Annotated in this window: 18 protein-coding genes, 1 rRNA gene, 1 pseudogene and 1 riboswitch; of the genes and pseudogenes, 8 read left to right on the top strand and 12 right to left on the bottom strand. The window is 43.4% G+C overall.

All coding sequences use genetic code 11. The annotated features are described in order from the left end of the window. The coding region (locus L1D55_RS25050) for a transposase (protein WP_239918106.1) at nucleotides 1-240 on the top strand (240 nt) is incomplete at its 5' end. Between the two features lie 96 nt (nucleotides 241-336). On the opposite strand, the gene L1D55_RS25045 is transcribed toward L1D55_RS25050, so the two are convergent. Together L1D55_RS25045 and L1D55_RS25040 are read right to left on the bottom strand one after the other, a co-directional pair. Continuing rightward, complete coding sequence (locus tag L1D55_RS25045; RefSeq protein WP_239919271.1) at nucleotides 337-1119, bottom strand: SDR family oxidoreductase; 783 nt, start codon at nucleotides 1117-1119, stop codon at nucleotides 337-339. Between the two features lie 213 nt (nucleotides 1120-1332). After that, nucleotides 1333-1971 (bottom strand): annotated as a pseudogene (locus L1D55_RS25040) (NAD(P)-dependent oxidoreductase). Nucleotides 1972-2133: 162 nt separating this feature from the next. On the opposite strand from L1D55_RS25040, the gene L1D55_RS25035 reads away from it, so the two are divergent. After that, a complete protein-coding gene (locus L1D55_RS25035) occupies nucleotides 2134-3030 on the top strand; it encodes a LysR family transcriptional regulator (RefSeq protein WP_239919270.1) in 897 nt (298 codons plus the stop codon). 130 nt (nucleotides 3031-3160) lie between these two features. Here the strand turns inward: L1D55_RS25035 and L1D55_RS25030 are convergent, their stop codons facing one another. Together L1D55_RS25030 and ribB are read right to left on the bottom strand one after the other, a co-directional pair. Next, a complete protein-coding gene (locus L1D55_RS25030; RefSeq protein ID WP_239919269.1) occupies nucleotides 3161-4024 on the bottom strand; it encodes a hypothetical protein in 864 nt (287 codons plus the stop codon). 355 nt (nucleotides 4025-4379) lie between these two features. After that, nucleotides 4380-5036 carry a 3,4-dihydroxy-2-butanone-4-phosphate synthase gene (gene ribB, locus L1D55_RS25025; RefSeq protein ID WP_239919268.1) on the bottom strand — a complete coding sequence of 219 codons (657 nt, stop codon included), beginning with the start codon at nucleotides 5034-5036 and terminating at the stop codon, nucleotides 4380-4382. Between the two features lie 179 nt (nucleotides 5037-5215). Next, nucleotides 5216-5366: riboswitch (FMN riboswitch) on the bottom strand. Nucleotides 5367-5737: 371 nt separating this feature from the next. On the opposite strand from ribB, the gene L1D55_RS25020 reads away from it, so the two are divergent. Continuing rightward, entirely contained in the window at nucleotides 5738-6481 is a 744-nt protein-coding gene (locus tag L1D55_RS25020) for a phosphatase PAP2 family protein (protein ID WP_239919267.1), read from the top strand. A gap of 117 nt (nucleotides 6482-6598) precedes the next feature. On the opposite strand, the gene L1D55_RS25015 is transcribed toward L1D55_RS25020, so the two are convergent. From L1D55_RS25015 to L1D55_RS25000, 4 genes are all read right to left on the bottom strand, one after another. Continuing rightward, nucleotides 6599-6961, bottom strand: coding sequence for an MmcQ/YjbR family DNA-binding protein (locus L1D55_RS25015; RefSeq protein WP_004741119.1), 363 nt, complete (start codon nucleotides 6959-6961; stop codon nucleotides 6599-6601). Between the two features lie 57 nt (nucleotides 6962-7018). Further along, entirely contained in the window at nucleotides 7019-7744 is a 726-nt protein-coding gene (locus tag L1D55_RS25010; protein ID WP_239919266.1) for a sulfite exporter TauE/SafE family protein, read from the bottom strand. Nucleotides 7745-7968: 224 nt separating this feature from the next. After that, nucleotides 7969-9180, bottom strand: a complete 1212-nt coding sequence (locus tag L1D55_RS25005) for an MFS transporter (protein ID WP_239919265.1) — start codon at nucleotides 9178-9180, stop codon at nucleotides 7969-7971. A 15-nt stretch (nucleotides 9181-9195) separates the two neighbouring features. After that, a complete protein-coding gene (locus L1D55_RS25000; protein ID WP_080566570.1) occupies nucleotides 9196-9408 on the bottom strand; it encodes a hypothetical protein in 213 nt (70 codons plus the stop codon). Between the two features lie 397 nt (nucleotides 9409-9805). On the opposite strand from L1D55_RS25000, the gene L1D55_RS24995 reads away from it, so the two are divergent. After that, a complete protein-coding gene (locus tag L1D55_RS24995; RefSeq protein WP_102424879.1) occupies nucleotides 9806-10420 on the top strand; it encodes a YitT family protein in 615 nt (204 codons plus the stop codon). A 94-nt stretch (nucleotides 10421-10514) separates the two neighbouring features. Here L1D55_RS24995 and sigZ read toward each other — a convergent pair whose 3' ends face one another. Further along, nucleotides 10515-11099 carry an RNA polymerase sigma factor SigZ gene (gene sigZ / locus L1D55_RS24990; protein WP_239919264.1) on the bottom strand — a complete coding sequence of 195 codons (585 nt, stop codon included), beginning with the start codon at nucleotides 11097-11099 and terminating at the stop codon, nucleotides 10515-10517. Next, on the bottom strand, nucleotides 11083-11379 hold the full coding sequence (locus L1D55_RS24985) for a metalloregulator ArsR/SmtB family transcription factor (RefSeq protein WP_004741113.1): 297 nt from the start codon (nucleotides 11377-11379) through the stop codon (nucleotides 11083-11085). Before L1D55_RS24985 ends, sigZ begins: the two co-directional genes overlap by 17 nt. 233 nt (nucleotides 11380-11612) lie before the next feature. Between L1D55_RS24985 and L1D55_RS24980 the strand changes: the two genes are divergently transcribed. After that, nucleotides 11613-12713 (top strand): permease, encoded by a 1101-nt coding sequence (locus tag L1D55_RS24980; RefSeq protein WP_239919263.1) that lies wholly within the window; start codon nucleotides 11613-11615, stop codon nucleotides 12711-12713. A gap of 95 nt (nucleotides 12714-12808) precedes the next feature. Here the strand turns inward: L1D55_RS24980 and L1D55_RS24975 are convergent, their stop codons facing one another. Further along, the gene (locus tag L1D55_RS24975; protein ID WP_239919262.1) at nucleotides 12809-14011 is read right to left on the bottom strand and encodes a hypothetical protein; all 1203 of its coding nucleotides are present in this window, start codon (nucleotides 14009-14011) and stop codon (nucleotides 12809-12811) included. A 381-nt stretch (nucleotides 14012-14392) separates the two neighbouring features. Between L1D55_RS24975 and L1D55_RS24970 the strand changes: the two genes are divergently transcribed. After that, complete coding sequence (locus L1D55_RS24970; RefSeq protein WP_239919261.1) at nucleotides 14393-14695, top strand: hypothetical protein; 303 nt, start codon at nucleotides 14393-14395, stop codon at nucleotides 14693-14695. 104 nt (nucleotides 14696-14799) lie between these two features. On the opposite strand, the gene trmY is transcribed toward L1D55_RS24970, so the two are convergent. Beyond that, nucleotides 14800-15399, bottom strand: a complete 600-nt coding sequence (gene trmY, locus L1D55_RS24965; RefSeq protein WP_004733046.1) for a tRNA (pseudouridine(54)-N(1))-methyltransferase TrmY — start codon at nucleotides 15397-15399, stop codon at nucleotides 14800-14802. A 256-nt stretch (nucleotides 15400-15655) separates the two neighbouring features. On the opposite strand from trmY, the gene L1D55_RS24960 reads away from it, so the two are divergent. After that, on the top strand, nucleotides 15656-16180 hold the full coding sequence (locus L1D55_RS24960) for a DUF3087 family protein (protein WP_239919260.1): 525 nt from the start codon (nucleotides 15656-15658) through the stop codon (nucleotides 16178-16180). A gap of 497 nt (nucleotides 16181-16677) precedes the next feature. Then, nucleotides 16678-17005, top strand: a 16S ribosomal RNA gene (locus tag L1D55_RS24955); the annotation flags it as partial.

Here is a 17005-nt window from a genome sequence, read left to right as displayed (position 1 = left end):
TGGGAGGTATGGTGGGCACAAGTGCAAGAAAGTGGAATTAAGCCATTGAAAGAGTTCGCACGAAAACTGAGGCCTTATCTTCACGGTATTATTGGATCGGCAAGTTATCCGCTCAACACCTGCACATTGGAAGGGATAAACAACAAAATAAAGTTAATCAAGCGAATGGGGTATGGGTATCGAGATACAGACTACTTCTTCTTGAAGATAAAAGCGGCTTTCCCCGGAAAGCCGCGATGAACCTTTTTAAAGCGCTCTGACTTTGTCAAAAATAATAAAATCCTTCTAAACCGATTAGGCTTAGATCGCTCAATTAAGAGCGATTCGCTGATAGGTTTAATGTTTTTCCATTGATTGACGAGACAGTTTTAGCACCATTTTTCTTGGTAGCAGTGGAATCAACCATTCCAGCATGAACTGCAGTCCTCTCTCATTAAACGCAACTAATTGGCCTTTTTCCATCGCTTGGTAGCCAATTTGTGCAACAGACTCAGGAGACTTCGCATTTTTCCAAGCATCGACGCCTTTGAGATCGCCTGCTTCTACGAAGCCTGTTTTCACAGTGCCAGGACACAGAGCTGTGACAGTAATGTTGTTGTCTTCGACTTCTTGAGCAATAGCTTGAGAGAATGAAGTGACGAATGATTTGGTCGCATAATACACTGCTTGTAGTGGACCGGGTAAGAAAGAGACGGTTGATGACACGTTCAATATTTTGCCATGATTACGTTCGACCATACCTTGAAGATACAAGTGAGTCAGTGATACCAGTGCATTGATGTTTACTTGAATCATCGACAAATCAGCATCTAGCACTCGCTTATGAAATAGACCATGACCACCAAAGCCAGCGTTGTTGATTAGAGTGCTTATCTCAAGTCCATGGTTTTCTGTGTAATCGAAGATTCGCTGAGGGCTTTGAGGGTCACTCAGATCTTCAGAAATTACATGAACAGAAACGTTATATTGTTTTTCAATCTCGACCTTTAGTGATTCGAGCTTTGGCAGTGTTCGAGCAACAAGAACAAGGTCCCCACCTTTTTTTGCGTGAATTTTTGCCAGTTCAAGGCCGATACCACCTGATGCACCAGTGATTAAAGCAATGTTTGAAGTGTTCATAGGTTTTCCCCGTTGTTTTGATTATTGTTGCTGACGGGGTAAATGGTAGGGTACCTCATCGCGCCACGCACTCGCGCATCACGACAGGCTGCTATCAAAAGGTGCCAACCTATGGATAGTAAGTTAGGGAGAAAGTGAAAATGCCGCTTAATCAGTGGATCTAAGCGGCAATCAGGCAAGCCAGATAGTCGTACTGGTCCATTGATGAGATGGTTAGTAAGCGACTCCAATGCGTTGGCGCGGGAACTTACCGGCCTCGAGTTCATCAATCATCGCGATAGCGTAATCGCTGACTGATATTTTGCTGTTGCCATCTTCGTCTGTGAGCAGTTGGTCGCCACCTGTACGGTAGGTCGATAGCTTTTCACCTGGGAATATTTCTGCTGCAGGGCTAACAAAAGTCCAGTTAACTTCGCTTTTAGATTGCTTGAATACTTCAAGGGCTTCGCCTTGCGCTAAGGCTTCATTTTTATATTCTTAAGGGAAATCTGGAACGGTCACTAGCGGTACGTTTGGCGCCACTTCTAATGAACCTGCACCACCAACCCACAACAAGCGCTCGATGCCGATACTTGGTAATTTTTCCAACAACTTAGTCGCAGTGTTTTTTACGATGTCGTGATTGCCCAGAGCACGTCCGCCAATGGAAGCAATAACTGCATCAACGCCGGAGAATGCAGTTGATAAGTTTGCTGCATCGTCTTGTAAATCAAATGAACGAACTTCAATGTCTTTGGTTTCCACACGGCTTGCATCTCTTACGACAGCGACGACCTCATGACCACGAAATTGAGCTTCTTGAGCAATGTGACTACCAATCCAACCTGATGCGCCTAGTACTGCAATTTTCATAATGTCTCTCCAATTATCTAATTTATTGAGTCGTTTTCTCGACAGCCATTGCAGTCTAATAGCTCACTAAGTTGCGATAAATATCAGAAAATGATGTAGATTGTATCTATATAGTTAGCTAATAAGGTTGAATTAGCGGTTAAACCGCTCGGAGAGAGTGTGATGGATAGATTGACGGCGATGCGTAGCTTTGTCGAAGTCGCAAATTGTGCCAGCTTCACCCAAGCGGCTGAGCATTTGGATATGAGCAGATTACAGGTGTCACGTCATGTTCAAGAGATAGAAGGGTGGTTAAAGCAAAGGCTGTTGCACAGAACCACTCGTAAGGTGAGCTTAACGGCTGCAGGAGAAATCGCGTTGCAGCGTTGCGAGAAAATCCTTCATGAAGCCGCCGAACTTGAAGTGACCGCTCTTAATCAGATGGACGACCTTTCAGGAACCATTCGAATTGCTGCGCCTATTGGCTTAACTCAAAACATGCTCTTGGATGTGGTTGAACAGTTTATTGAGCTGCATCCGTATATTACGGTTGAATTGTTTGCTTCTGACCGTTTTACTCAGCTGGTGGATGAGCGGATCGATATTGCACTTCGCTATACCGATCAACCGGACGATAGTTTAATTGCTCGAAAGCTAATGGAAATTGATTCCGTGGTATGTGCTTCATCAGCTTATTTAGATAAACATGGTGAACCTGAAACGGTTGAAGATCTCAGGCAGCACAATTGCTTTCGGCATTTGAATGTTTCCAAGTGGGACTTCGTTAAGGACAATCAACACTATTCGGTTGAGGTGTCTGGTTCGATTATAGCCAATGATGTTGGAGTGCTAACTCGGGCAGCCCTGCATGGAAAAGGGGTAGTTCGTTTGCCTTGTGACCTAGCTAACCCATTGATTGCAGATGGTCAATTGAAGCGAGTGTTAGAGGGTTTTGTTTCACCCAGCAGCGTGCTTTGGGCCGTGTATTTATCTCGAAGCTATCAGCTTCCTGCCGTGCGTCAGTTCATTGATTTTGCAGCAGAAGCTTGGTCGAAGGATATCAGGTCTAATGATGTTTGAATAAGCTAGCTAAGTGAAGATTCACGATAGAGTTCGTCGGCACATAACTACAAAAATCCGATATCAATGGTGATATCGGATTTGAACTCAATAATTCAGAGTTCCAGCACGCTCTCCTCTCACGAAGCCGTTATACATACCCATGTTCGGATAATCGGGTATTTACTGTCTTTCCATTGATTTCTGGTAAAGGCTGATACAAGCTCTTGGCTATTTCAGACAGCACCTGATCATAGACTTGCGAAACGGCACGAGATATATCACTGGTTAGTTCATACATGCTATCTGCTGGCTGAGTTAGTTCACTGCTTGAAGAGATCTCCGCGAGCGAATGCATTGCTCGTGAAAAAACGGGTGAGCCAGTGCTAATAGGGCAAATTATTGATAGTTGGTTAAGCTTTCGATGCATCTGAGACGCGTAGAACTTAAACCTCAAATATTCTTCCGGCTTTTCGCTATCAGTAACTGTAATTTCTGGGATACATAAACGAAGTTTAGTCAGAACATCCATGCAATCTAAGATTTGCTGCCAGTTCATGTGATACTCACGGCTCATGTCTTCACGCTCTGATTGAGTTAACCATACGATCATCACCTCATCCATTAAGAACATACAGTGGCGAATGGTTTTACCATGAATCGATTGGTTGCGAACCAAGCTGCGGTTTTGCCAATCACTGTGCATTGCGATGAGCTTGAGGTGGTAGATGCGATACATGGGTCGGCTATCAAATGAGACGTGCGATTGAAGCAGTTCAGACACCTCTAGTATGTTGTCGTATACCTCATTTACTCTGCGAATTGAGCTACTAGATAATTTACAAGCTAAAGCGTAATGCGTCGCTGCACGGTGTTTTCGTGACAGCAACAGCAGCTCTCTGAGTAGAACTAAGGTCTCAAACCTGTGTGATAGCGCAGTCTGTCTCTTTCTGGAGAAATAGAACAGAGTGGCAAGCACTGCTATGGATAAACCCACTGAAATAACTACAAACATATTCGACCTCCAATATCTGAATACCTATTTAGTGGTAGTGCAGACACTGTGCCAGAATTGATAAGTGTTATATTTCAATGACTTATATTTATGTGCTATTTTTGAATGATCAACGTTGGTGCATGACTTCACCATTCGAGTTAGTTTTTCTCATATTTTGCAGGATTTTTTGAGAGGTAATCCGTCAGAACTGGAACGTATCTTTGATTTCAGAGCTGACTTTTCTTGCCATAAGGGAAATTAAAAAGGCCTCACTCTTTAATGCTGCTCACTAGAAACAGCATTAAAGAATGAGGCCTTTCGATATTTATCCGACGCTCAATGACTTACAAAGGGAGTCATTAAGCACTAAGCCTTATGCAAGCTTAAGAGCGAACTCGTTGCGGTACATCACCATATCTTCAATGGTCAGAACTGGCATGTTGTGTAGTTTACCGAAAGCAACAATCTCTGGCGCTTTTGCCATTGTGCCATCTGGGTTAGTAACTTCACATAATACACCTGCTGGTTGAAGACCTGCCATTTGCATTAGGTCCACAGTACCTTCTGTGTGACCGCGGCGAGCAAGTACGCCACCTTTGCGAGCGCGTAATGGGAATACGTGACCAGGGCGAGCAAGGTCAGTCGGTTTCGCTGTCGGGTTTGCAGCTGTTTTGATCGTAGTAACACGGTCAGCGGCAGAAACACCTGTTGTAACGCCAACTTTTGCTTCAATAGTCACAGTAAACGCAGTTTGGTTTGCGCTGTTGTTATCAACAACCATAGGTGGAAGGTCAAGTTGGTTAGCTTGATCATCAGTTAGACACAGACACACAATGCCGCTGCATTCACGGATCATAAGTGCCATTTGAGCATTAGTTAGGTGTTCTACTGAGTAGATGATGTCGCCTTCGTTCTCACGATCTTCATCGTCAAGTAAAAGTACGCCACGACCTTCGCGCAAAGCTTGCAGTGCGTTTTCAACACGAGTGATTGGTTCGCCAAATTCGGCAAGTAGTGAAGACTGATTCATGGTTAAACTCCTAAAATATCACCAGAATCAGGGCTGTATGAGGGATCTCAACGAACACAACAAAGCCAACTCATTACAAGTCGGTTCATCATGGTTTTATCCAAAACGAAATGCACACGTCTGAGTTGGGGGCATGAACCCAATAAACAGGTACGCCTTTCCAACTTAAACGAGTGTCTTTCCATTCTCTCTCATCCGGACTATAACCGTCGGCTCTGGCATCTCACCAGATCTGCTGACCTCGACGAATCGAGCGCTCGCGGGCTTATCTTTAGATTTTGCTAAGGACATACCGCCGGTGGGGAATTTCGCCCCGCCCTGAGAATAAAAATTAATAATTTGTTTTGCTATGAAAGCAGACCAGATGGTAATCCTTTCAATACTGGATTTAAAGGACTCACAGCAAAGTTTTTTAGATTCATCGCTTTCAAACCGGTAAGTGTTCACTTTATCAGCAGAACGCAGGCAGGGTGCTTTATTATGGGCTAGCTTGGTTCCCGCCATTTGCTATTGGAATGTGAAATAAGGGTGTTGCTGCTGATGGGTTGTAGTGCGGTGTTTCACGTAACCAATAATAAAGCGACTCGAATAAATGAAGTTTATTGCGCTACGACGTCTTACTGAGCGTTTTTACAAAAAATTGATATTGGCGGTGCTAAGCTGCGATAGCATCCGACCACTTTATCCAAAAGACCTTAGCCATGACTTCTCTGTTCTCTAACAAATCCAAAGGCTTACTGCTGCTCGTTTTAAGCTTGTATTCTCTCGTTCCCTTTTTGATCTTTGGATCTCATTTCGACCTTGGAAGTGCCGTATTGCCTTTCTATGGTGCGGTGATGACATTCGTGACTTATTCAGCGGGTAATCAAGGGTTCCTAATCACACTCGCAGTTCTCTCTTTATTGGTGCTGACATTAAAGTTCTCAAAAGCAAAATTAGTGAGCCTTTGTTTGCAGCTCGGTGTTTTATTGGTGTTAAGCTTTGCAGCGAAGACATTCCTTAAATCATCAACGGAGAGTCCGCGCCCATATACTGAGTACTTAGTTACCCAAGAAGTGGTTGATATGCCGGAGTTGTTTTATGAATTGCCACTAGAAGAAAAGAACGTGGTCATTGAGTCAGTAGAAGATAAGGTCAGCGAATGGCGAACGCGTCATTGGCTTGGCGAAACAGACTATTCATTTCCATCAGGACACATGATTTTCGTGGGTGTTTGCTTAGCATTCTTTGGTGGGTTGTTCTTAGAAGCGAAGCGTTTTTACCTTGTAGGCAGCATGCTAGCTTGGGCTGGTGGTGTAGCTTATAGCCGCGTTTGGCTTGGTATGCATCGTCCTGAAGACTTAGCGGCATCTATTGCTTTTGCAGGCTTAATCTACCTATTAGTACCACTGGTGCCAACGCAAAAAATAGAACCTTTATTACCTAAATTCCTCAGAACGGCTTAACCATTCAAGAAGAGCTTCGTTGTTAAAAGTAACTTAGTTTTTAAAGCAAATAAGTTATTAAAAACAAGTTAGTTCCCAAAAGCAATTTGGCTTTCGTTTAACAAGCGGAATCTCTGGCTATTGATTGAGCCCGAGTTCTGCTTGTTTCTTTTTGGTTAGTCCCAAAGAGACGATTCGGTGAGACTCCGTGAGGTAGTATCTCAATTCTTCATCCCTTTCTGGTGTGCTCTCAAACAGCTGAATCCACTTCATGCCACGCGAAGCAAAGTAGGGTGCGGGTTTATACCCTGGCTCTTCTTTGAGAAAATCGAAATTCTGATCAGATGCCTTAAAGATAAATGCAGGCTCGTCGTTCGGTCCCCAACCTCCAATCGCAAACACCTTACCACCCACCTTCCAAACGTGTGAATTGTTCCATTGCATGACATAGCTAGTAGCAGCTTGTGACTCGCAAAAAGCATTGAATTCATCGTATGTCATAGAGCGCCCTCTCAATAGTTCGGTGCTGGTGGTGTTTATTTAGGATACCGCTTGAAGTTAGCCAGCTAAGCCTTGCCAAATAGCCGTCAAGCCACTGATAGAACATAGCAGTAAAGAAGCGATACGTATCTTCTCTTTCGAAATCGTTTGAGTGGTCATCATAGCCACTTTGTAGCCAAACCAAGCTGCGGGCAGCAAGGGTATTGTGATGATCAAATGGTGAAGCGTGAAGAAGCCAATCGGGATCTGCACAACTAATGAAATGATTGAGCTAAATACAAAGAAAGCAGAAAGATTACCACGGAGTTGGTTAGCGTCTTGGTGTTGAAGCAGCAACGCCATCGGCGGTCCCCCAATACCCGAACTTGTCCCAAAGAACCCTGAGAAAAATCCTGCAATCCCCATCTTGGCGGGTGTTGGCTCTAATCTAAACGGCAGTAGGCTTACAATCACGGCAAACACTACCAGTAATCCTAGCCACAGTGACAATACGCTCGTTGACACCATCACCAACAAAGCACCTCCTGCCAATGAGCCTGGGATTCGACCCAACAGTGCGACTTTGAGTCCGCCAATAGAAATATTTGCGCGGTGTTTTAATGCGTTGAATACCGAGATAAAAAGTCCAATGAGGCAGATAGGCGCAGGGACATAGTCTGGCGAGACCAAAAACAGCAATGGTGCGGCGACAACAGCCAAGCCAAAACCGATGGCGGTTTGTACAAACGAACCAACAAAAATGAGTGCCATTGCGATAAAGGCAGTCTGATTTAGGTATTCCATAGGCCTGCGAGTAAGTTCTAAAGGAGCGAATGGATACTATAAATTAAAACGGTAGAAATAGTCTTAATATTCAGTGAGGTTTATGCAAGTTTCGCTAGTAGCGTAGTCAGTTTTTGCGTCCAATAAAAAAGAGAGCGGATATCTCAGAAACTAGTCCATTCAATATCCACTCTCTCATTGGATTGCTTATCGCTGTTACTGATTGGGGGAGTCAGTATTAAACGTTAAGCCATTGCCAATTTCAGACGCTCAATTGGTTTGTCATTGATCGGTAAATGGATAAGCGCTGCGGCAAATGCCAGTACTACCGTCGACCACCAGATTGGTTCGTAAGATCCGTAGTAATCGTAAATACGACCGCCAACCCAAGCACCTAAGAAGCTACCTACTTGGTGAGTGAAGAACACCAAACCGTACAGAGTCGATAGGTAGCGAGCTCCAAAGATCTGACGAACTAAACCAGAAGTCAGTGGAACCGTACCAAGCCAACAGAAGCCAATTGCAGCACCGAAGATTGCAGCGGTCGATTCTGTCACTGGCAGAGTGACAAACGCACCGATAACCACAGTTCGAACTAAGTAAAGTGCAGACATCACATGACGCTTGCTGAACTTGTCGCCCATCACACCCCAGAAGTAAGAACCGAAGATGTTGAAGATACCAACGTAAGCCAATGCCATTGCTGCGCTGCTCGCTGGTAAGTTTTTGTCAGCTAGATAGCTTGGTAAATGCGTAGCAATAAACATTACGTGGAAGCCACACACGAAGAAACCAGCATGAATTAACCAGTAACCTCTGTGAGAGAAGGCTTCTAACAGCGCTTCTTTCAATGTTTGATTGTCTTCCACTTGCGTTTGTTTACTCGTTGCAACTTTTGGCGCTCGCATGAAAAGTGCAAATGAGATCATCACGCAGCACAGCACAGCAAACACTTGCATCGCACTCTGCCAATCAAATTCGTTCAACATGTATTGCGCGCCCGGAATCACAGCAAACATGCCAAATGAACCCGCAGCCGTAGTTAAACCAAATGCTTTAGCGGCGTGTTCTGCTGGTACTACTTTCGCTACTGCACCCAATACGATCACATAGCTTGTTGCACTCAGTCCAAGGCCAACCAGTGCGCCTAGCGAAACGTAAAGCATGCTCGATTCGGTAGAAATTGAGGTAAGAAGTAAACCCAAACCGTAAGCACATGCGCCAGCAATAATGATGCGCCTTGCTCCCCATTTGTCTGCAGCCATGCCAACAAAAGGTTGGAACACACCGAACAATAGGTTCTGTAGAGCAATAGCGAAGCTGAAAAACTCACGACCGGTGCCGAAATGCTCTGAAATTGGCATCATGAAAATGCCGAATGATTGTCTGATCCCTAGACTGATAATAAGTGTGCCGATCCCAAGCCATACCAGTAAAGGAAAACGGAAAATGCTCATTCTAATACTCTTTAATTAATGGTGGTGATGTGAGTGGTCTTGCGCAGACATGTTTTGTTCAGTCATGTCATGATGATGCTCGTGCCCTGATTGCTGGTGGCAGCCACTACTCACGGCGTGCTGAGCCAAAAGATCAATCAGTGGCTGACTGTGATGCACAATAACCAAACTAATGACGAGGAATAACGTCATTCTGGCCAGTTGAGCAAAAAGAGATTGTGAAAACATAAGGTGTTTACATGCGCTCGATGTTGTAAGAAGTCGCGCATCATAATGATGGGGAGGATATGTATCAAATGACAATTTGTGATTTAGTCTATGCGTTTCATGCATAGATTTACACGCTGCTGATCTGAGAGGGAAATGTGACTAAGAAATGGGAAAACTCGGCACTCAACGATTCCAAGGAAGAAGCCAGTAATTCAATATGGATACTTAGTGTCGTCTCTGTAACTATATGCTTTATTGAGATATTTCACATAACTGTAAAAACTAATATACAAACTAATTACCGTATAAGATTGGTCTCTCGCTCGACTTATCTGTTAAACATCGTAAATTTGGGCGTAAATCGTTTCAACATGACTGAAACGCGATGTTAAAAGATTCAGGGAGAGTCATTCACATGGATAAAGATCATAACTTTCGCGAAAACTTGCTGGCACTGATCTTAGGTAGCGCACTGGTTTCACTTGGCGTTATCTTTTTCAATCAAGTCGGCTTGCTAACCGGAGGCACCGCTGGTCTAGCAATTTTCATTACCAAAGTAACAGACCTAAGCTTTGGCCAAGTGTTCTTCGCACTAAACTTACCTTTCTATATTTTATCCGTCGCTCGTATGGGGTGGCGTTTCACAATCAATACTTTTATTGCTGTTTCGATAGTTTCGTTCGCAGTGGATCACTTATATCACGTGATTCAGATCGCCGAGATTCATGCACTGTATGCAGCATTACTTGGCGGTGGATTAATTGGCACTGGTATGTTGGTGATTTTCCGTCATAAGATGAGCTTGGGCGGCTTTAATATTCTGGCGCTGTTCTTACAAGAACGTTTTGGGATTCGAGCAGGAAAGGTTCAGATGGCATTAGACTGTACCATTGTGGTGCTTTCACTGTTTATCGTTGATGCACCACTAATACTCTTGTCTGTGTTGGGTGCAGTAGTCACCAACCTGATTCTCGCGATGAATCATAAACCGGGGCGCTATCAACCGGTTGTAAAAGCGGAAGCGGCTTAGCGAAATTGAGTTTAAGCCTATATTACAAGCAATAGAAAACAACAAAGCCAGCATCAATAGCTGGCTTTGTTCTATGAAGATAGTCATTCAACACTTAGCAGTTGCCACAACCGGATTCCGGTTTGAGCTCGCAATCAATCACATTACCTTGTTTGTCTAGCGACAAGTTGCAGCACTGTTCAAATAGATTCTTAAGATCGCCACGGCTTTTCTGAACGCGAGATTTAATGGTGGAATAACTGACGTTTTGCTCTTCTGCTAGCGCTTTCTGGCTTTGGCCCTTGATATCAACGGCAAGCAATAGCGAGGCACTTTGCTCAGGCAACGCTTGGATGAAGGGTTCAATACACAAAGACAACTTCTGTTTGAACTCTTCATTGTGGTCTAAATCTGCAAACCATAAATCGTCCGCATCAATTTTGCTATCACGTTGTTGACGAGCATGTTTCCGGTAGAAGTCGATAATTGTGTTATTAGCTAATTGAAATAGCCACGATTTAACACTGCTCGCATCTTGCACTTTGTGCAGGTTCTGAAAAGTCTTAATTAAGATCTCTTGCAGCAAATCTTCTACATCGGCGGTATTACTGACTTTAGAGTGGAGGAATGCTTTTAATGTCTGCTGATATTCAGCCCACACCTGCTCTAAGTTTAAAGATGTGTTATTTGCACTGTTCATTTACGCAACACTCGTCTTGTAAGAAACCAATAACCCCTTCTAGGCATTCATACTCTGCGACACAAAAGAGAGTTCTGCCTTCACGTCTTTGGCTTATAAGGCCCGCTGAGGCAAGGCTTGATATGTGATGAGACAAAGTAGAACCGGGGATACCGAGTTCTTCTTGTAGGCCGCCAACCGCAATGCCTTGGTAGCCAGCTTTTACAACACTCTTATAGATACTAAGGCGAATTGGGTGGCCTAGCTCTTTAAGTGCTTTTGCTACGACTTCTAAGTTCATATTAACTCCTCAAGATTTAATTTCGATAATAGTCGAAATGAAAGTTTAATTCAAATCTAAAAACAATGAATACGTAAGTCATTGAAAGGCCGCTTGTTTGAAATTTATTTCGATTTTTATGGAAATAAAACTTAATCTGTAACTATTTATTTCTATAATTCGAGAATATTCGAAATTAAGGGTCGGGTACTTTCCTCATAGAGTTCGACCTTCAATCCTGTTTGGAGTTAATTATGAGCAATGAAATGTTAACAATGCTAAAAGACGCGCTGGATATGTTCGCTTTCTTAGCAGTAGAACTCATCATCCTTTTCTTGGCGATTAGCTACATCGTTGGGATTCTTCAAGAGTTCCTTACGCCCGAGAAGATTCAATCTATCTTGAGCTCACGTAACGGTAAGGGCTATGTGATTGCCGCACTACTCGGTGCGATTACGCCTTTCTGTTCATGTTCGACGATTCCTTTCCTAAAAGGTTTGCTACGTGCACGAGCGGGTTTTGGTCCAATGATGGTGTTCCTATTTGGTAGTCCACTATTGAACCCAGTGATCATTGGTTTGTTCGTGATTACCTTTGGCTGGCAAGTGGCAGCGTTCTACTTCTTAGTCGCAATGACGGTATCGGTAGTAGCAGGTTACACACTGGAGAAATTAGGCTTTGAGCGTTACGTAAAAGCAGAAGCGTATGAATCAACAGGTTCATCTTCAAGCTGTGGTACTAGTTGTGGTGACTCTGCACCTAAGAAAGCAGAGCCAGCAAAAGCGGAATCTTCATGTGGTACAAGCGCATGTGCTGAACCTGTACCAGTAATGGCAAAAGAGAGCGCATGTTGTGGCACTAAGAAAGAAGAGCCGAAAGTAGAAGTATCATGCTGCTCGGCTGACGGTACAGCGACAGCAACAGTTGTTGAGAAGAAAGAACCTAGCCGTTGGGTAAGAATCTGGTTCTCAACTTGGAAAGACTTCAAACAAGTGTTCCCTTACTTGATGATGGGTATCGCAATTGGTTCATTTATCTATGGCTTCATTCCAACTGACTTGATTGCTGAATATGCAGGTGAAGGTAAGTGGTACGCGATTCCAATCGCAGCTGTAATTGGTATTCCACTGTACATTCGTGCTGAAGCTGTGATTCCACTGAGTGCTGCATTAGTACAAAAGGGTATGGCTCTAGGTTCTGTAATGGCGTTGATCATTGGTAGTGCGGGTGCGAGCTTGACAGAAGTTATTCTGCTTAAGTCTATCTTCAAAAATCAGATGATTGCGGCCTTCCTATTCGTAATACTAAGTATGGCGATTGGTGCAGGTTACCTATACACCTTTATCTTTGGTTAATTTTAGATAAAACCATCGCTACGAAAGTATAGTTAATAAAAAGAGCTCACATTGTTGAGCTCTTTTTGTTTTTAAAGGAAAGCAGCAACGCAACATTACACAGAGTTAGGCAGTGCAGAAGAGGTGCCTTTTGTCGCGAACGCATTGGTCGCTAACACATCGCAGTGGTGACGATTGATTGCATCGCCATAGTTATTGGTTATACCGGGAAACTGAAAACGATACATTGGAATACCAAAGCGACGCTCTCTCTGCTGTCCGATTCGGTCTTTGCTTGTCCAAAACAGTCGATTCTTAGCGGTGTAGGTTATGCCGTGCATTTTATTGAAGTATTCTTCGTGGCTACGCATCTGTTCGTATAACTCAATAATACGCTGCCTTGAAAAGTTCAGCGTTGAGCTGCCTTTAAGCTTGGTTCCCCATCCTGTTAATACTTTTTCCATAAAGTCTCGGGTTACAAGCCCTGGGCCTGTCAGTAAACCTGCACCTTTGCTTCCGCCAGAGGTATTGGCATTACCAACTAAGGTGCCGTGTCGGCCTGGCATATAGGTGGTGTAATATTGGGTTGAGCGAGATAAGCGGGGCATTCTTGCTTTGAACGCTAGGGAACGTTCGTCTTCCGCAAATACGCAAACGATCTGTTTTACGTTTTTACCAAGTGACTTGTAATCCTTGAACGCGTTCATTCCCCCTGGTACAGGGTCACAAGCGAAAATATTGACTGGGATATGGCTAAGTTCTGGATCTTTGAGCATACGGTTCGCCAGCTCAAAGCAACTGACACCACCACGGCTCCAGCCAACGATGTTCACTTGGCTGATCGGTTTGCTCTGGCGCTCAATCGCTATGTTTTGTTGACGAGCGGCAATACCGTGTTTTAGATCGGCGGCTAACTCTTTTGAGTTTTTAAGCCATTCTTGATATTTCTGGTTGGTTGCAAAAGGCCAAGCGGATTTCGCTGGGCGGGATTCACTGAGCAATCCTTTAGCTCGTTTGAGGTAGTCATTTTTGTCTTGCTGGTTACCACGTATGATGTTCAATACATGGCGCATGTTGCTATCGATACCTTTGCCTTGCAGAGTCCCTCTAATCGTAGAGTATGTATCGTCCTTGCCTTGCTTCAACCATTCGTTTTGGTTTCCGCTACCAACACCGTCCACTTGGATATAGTCAATCATGTCTCGCCCAGTAGTATTCTTCGCCAATGTTGATATCAGCTCGCCAGACACATAGTTCTTATGGTTATTATCTTCTGAATTGGAGCCTGTACCACAGAAGAACACGGTAAAAATCGACATACATTCCCTTATATAAATTCACCGAAATTATGGAAAGTATAACTATCGAATCAAAAGCTTGGAGCTAAACGTCATAATATTCTTAAAGGTCAGACCAACAGGTCAGAGAAATGGAACCGAGCGCAAGTTTTATAAATTAGGTGTTTGGTGAGCTCTACTTGACTCTTGAGTTGGTTTATACCCGTCAAGAAAGATCAATCGAGGTGTGACAATACTGAACGCTATTTTGTCTAGTATCAAACAGCAGGCTGATTTTGCACTAGTACTGAAATTTGAAGCCTACACTTTGTATAGATACCCACTGGGGGAATAGACCTTTAAAGGGCGGGGAAAGTATCGAAGACCGCTTACTAGCTTAGGTTAAGATTTATAGGAGGGAGTATGTTTGAAATACATAGGGAGTATGAGTTACAAAATCAGCAACATTTTCATGCGCACATAAAAGTGAGACCAACAGGAAACTTGGAGTTTAAGATCTTGGAATGTCATGAGCAACATGACACCGATTTTCGAAATTTATTGTTTGAAAGCGAACGGGGCAAGATCAAAGTAGTTGGGCGAGATGAAAATGGTCAACAAACTGATTGGCAACTTCTGTTAGCTGAGGACGACGCGAAAGAACTCAATCATTTAGTCGTCTTAGCGTCAGAGCAATACGAGACATTAATGCGAGATCTCATGTGAGGGTAGAGCTTGCGAAACATTAAACGAAGGTGTTACCTGTACATAAAAAACTAAAAGCCCGGCAAACAACCGGGCTTTGTTAATTGGATTTCGTGTTATCTAGTTTAGAAACCGCGGATATCCAATTCGTTGTTGATTAACACGACACACTGAGAAGCGAATAGCATGTTTGGACCTAAGCTGATTTTCTCTGTTCCTAAGCGTTTTAAGCTGTTGTAGCTTTTCTTAGGCATAGGGATGTGATCAGTCAGAAGGAAACATGGGTTTTCAGCAATCTCTGCATCACGGATAAAGTCACCTTTTTTATCCATCATGTACAGCTGGTGGTCTTCAGCCAGTTCTTTAACCAGCTTTTCAAAACTCATAGTGCGAACTGTGATGCCCGGTTCAACCTGACGCGTCTGTTCTTTAGTCATACCTTGAGAAGCGTCAACCGCTCTTACTACCGCTGACAACAACGCCGACTCATGGAAACCACCAATATTAGTGATCTCATTAGAATCGAATGTAATTGTACGTGAAAAGTCTTTAGTACTTTCTAATACAAGGTGTACGGTGACATTCTCACGGTGAGACTGGGCAACGAAGATCGTGTTCATCAGAGTATGAGCCAGAATCTCAGTATGAGCATCTTGTCCAACGCCTTCTAAGATAAGTTTACTCTCCGTAGGGGCTGCGCGAGCGCGTAATACAAATGAACGCATAGAATGTACCTTGTCAGTATGTGATAAAGCGAAACGAGCTTTAGCAACATGAATTGATGAATAACCAAAATTGTGGCGGTATGTAACTCTTTTCTATTAATGAAGTCAAATAGAGTTGCTTATAGCGCTAACTTCAAGAACTCAACGTATTAAATAGAGAATGACCACATTACAAGATGGTAAAGGTTGAAGCGACCGATTGTTTACATAGATAGTATGCGCAAATTATTAGGTGGCTTGCAGAAGGAAGTAGTCGATGAAGTTGCAGAAAATAGATAAAGAAGAATATAGAAAGAAGATGAACCTGTTGTTGGTGGGTTTAGTTGGATCACTTGCAGTGTTTGCAATCGTATTCGGCACCATACTGATTGACTTATTTGGCACAACAAATTCGATTGCTGGTGAATCAACGGGCAATTTCCATTTAAACGTGCTTGGAGTGATCTTGTCTGTAGCGCTAAATGCTTTTATTGCGAGTCGCGTAAAAGGACATGAATACTTCAAGGAAGCGGTGTACGTGTGGAACCTTAAACAAATCCACAATCAAATTTATCGAAAACTAAAGCGAATTCAAGCGAAGGCTAAGCAAGGTGACCAAGATGCGTTGGCCATTCTGTACTTCTATTACACCACACAAAAACAAGTATACGACCTAGATAACAACACATTGACGATAACGACGGTGCAGAACTCCCTAGATAACATCGTAGAGCTGAGTAAAAAATGGGGTATAGAGTTAGATATAGAATCCTTTTCGAGAGATTTAATCACAAAGTTTTGAGGAATATGCCTGTTATTGTATGAGCTTTGAGCGACGAAAGAGCCTTTTGACGCAAAAGTAAACACTTAAACAGTTTTTTTGAATTTTTATTAAAAAAGGGGTTGCCATGTTTTCGATGATCTCTATAATGCCGCCTCACTGACACGGCAGACGCCACAAGGCTTCAGCAGTAATCAGTAAGACGGAAAGTTCGAAAGAAATTAATTTTAAAAAGTGTTTGACACTTAAGATTAAATCGCTAGAATTCACGTCCGCTTTCAAGGGTTTCTTTGTAAAAAGAAAGTTTCGATAAGCAAAGCTCTTTAACAATTTAAACCTATCAATCTGTGTGGGCACTCGTTGATGAATATCAAAAATGAAACTTCGGTTTCAACTTGATTTCAATGAACTGAGTGACCAATTCGAATCGTAAGATTCGGCACAGTCAATTCAACATTACTTAGCTTTTTATTAAGCGAAGAGAATGTAATCAGTATTCATTGAGTCGACAAAATCTTAAATTGAAGAGTTTGATCATGGCTCAGATTGAACGCTGGCGGCAGGCCTAACACATGCAAGTCGAGCGGAAACGAGTTGTCTGAACCTTCGGGGAACGATAACGGCGTCGAGCGGCGGACGGGTGAGTAATGCCTAGGAAATTGCCTTGATGTGGGGGATAACCATTGGAAACGATGGCTAATACCGCATAATGCCTACGGGCCAAAGAGGGGGACCTTCGGGCCTCTCGCGTCAAGATATGCCTAGGTGGGATTAGCTAGTTGGTGAGGTAATGGCTCACCAAGGCGACGATCCCTAGCTGGTCTGAGAGGATGATCAGCCACACTG

It is taken from the genome of Vibrio sp. Isolate22, assembly GCF_022398115.1.
In the GTDB taxonomy this organism is placed as follows: domain Bacteria; phylum Pseudomonadota; class Gammaproteobacteria; order Enterobacterales; family Vibrionaceae; genus Vibrio.
Note: the sequence above shows the minus strand (reverse complement) of the source record. Positions and strands in the feature narration are given on the sequence as shown.

Bases quoted from the DNA above. Each gene is read 5' to 3' on its own strand.
- L1D55_RS24985 (WP_004741113.1), bottom strand. From the start codon at position 11,379: ATGAACTTAGAAGTCGTAGCAAAAGCACTTAAAGAGCTAGGCCACCCA.
- L1D55_RS25020 (WP_239919267.1), top strand. From the start codon at position 5,738: ATGACTTCTCTGTTCTCTAACAAATCCAAAGGCTTACTGCTGCTCGTT.
- L1D55_RS25045 (WP_239919271.1), bottom strand. From the start codon at position 1,119: ATGAACACTTCAAACATTGCTTTAATCACTGGTGCATCAGGTGGTATC.
- L1D55_RS24980 (WP_239919263.1), top strand. From the start codon at position 11,613: ATGAGCAATGAAATGTTAACAATGCTAAAAGACGCGCTGGATATGTTC.
- L1D55_RS24995 (WP_102424879.1), top strand. From the start codon at position 9,806: ATGGATAAAGATCATAACTTTCGCGAAAACTTGCTGGCACTGATCTTA.
- L1D55_RS24960 (WP_239919260.1), top strand. From the start codon at position 15,656: ATGAAGTTGCAGAAAATAGATAAAGAAGAATATAGAAAGAAGATGAAC.
- ribB (WP_239919268.1), bottom strand. From the start codon at position 5,036: ATGAATCAGTCTTCACTACTTGCCGAATTTGGCGAACCAATCACTCGT.
- L1D55_RS25035 (WP_239919270.1), top strand. From the start codon at position 2,134: ATGGATAGATTGACGGCGATGCGTAGCTTTGTCGAAGTCGCAAATTGT.
- L1D55_RS25005 (WP_239919265.1), bottom strand. From the start codon at position 9,180: ATGAGCATTTTCCGTTTTCCTTTACTGGTATGGCTTGGGATCGGCACA.
- L1D55_RS25030 (WP_239919269.1), bottom strand. From the start codon at position 4,024: ATGTTTGTAGTTATTTCAGTGGGTTTATCCATAGCAGTGCTTGCCACT.
- L1D55_RS24975 (WP_239919262.1), bottom strand. From the start codon at position 14,011: ATGTCGATTTTTACCGTGTTCTTCTGTGGTACAGGCTCCAATTCAGAA.
- sigZ (WP_239919264.1), bottom strand. From the start codon at position 11,099: ATGAACAGTGCAAATAACACATCTTTAAACTTAGAGCAGGTGTGGGCT.
- L1D55_RS25015 (WP_004741119.1), bottom strand. From the start codon at position 6,961: ATGACATACGATGAATTCAATGCTTTTTGCGAGTCACAAGCTGCTACT.
- trmY (WP_004733046.1), bottom strand. From the start codon at position 15,399: ATGCGTTCATTTGTATTACGCGCTCGCGCAGCCCCTACGGAGAGTAAA.
- L1D55_RS25000 (WP_080566570.1), bottom strand. From the start codon at position 9,408: ATGTTTTCACAATCTCTTTTTGCTCAACTGGCCAGAATGACGTTATTC.
- L1D55_RS25010 (WP_239919266.1), bottom strand. From the start codon at position 7,744: ATGGAATACCTAAATCAGACTGCCTTTATCGCAATGGCACTCATTTTT.
- L1D55_RS24970 (WP_239919261.1), top strand. From the start codon at position 14,393: ATGTTTGAAATACATAGGGAGTATGAGTTACAAAATCAGCAACATTTT.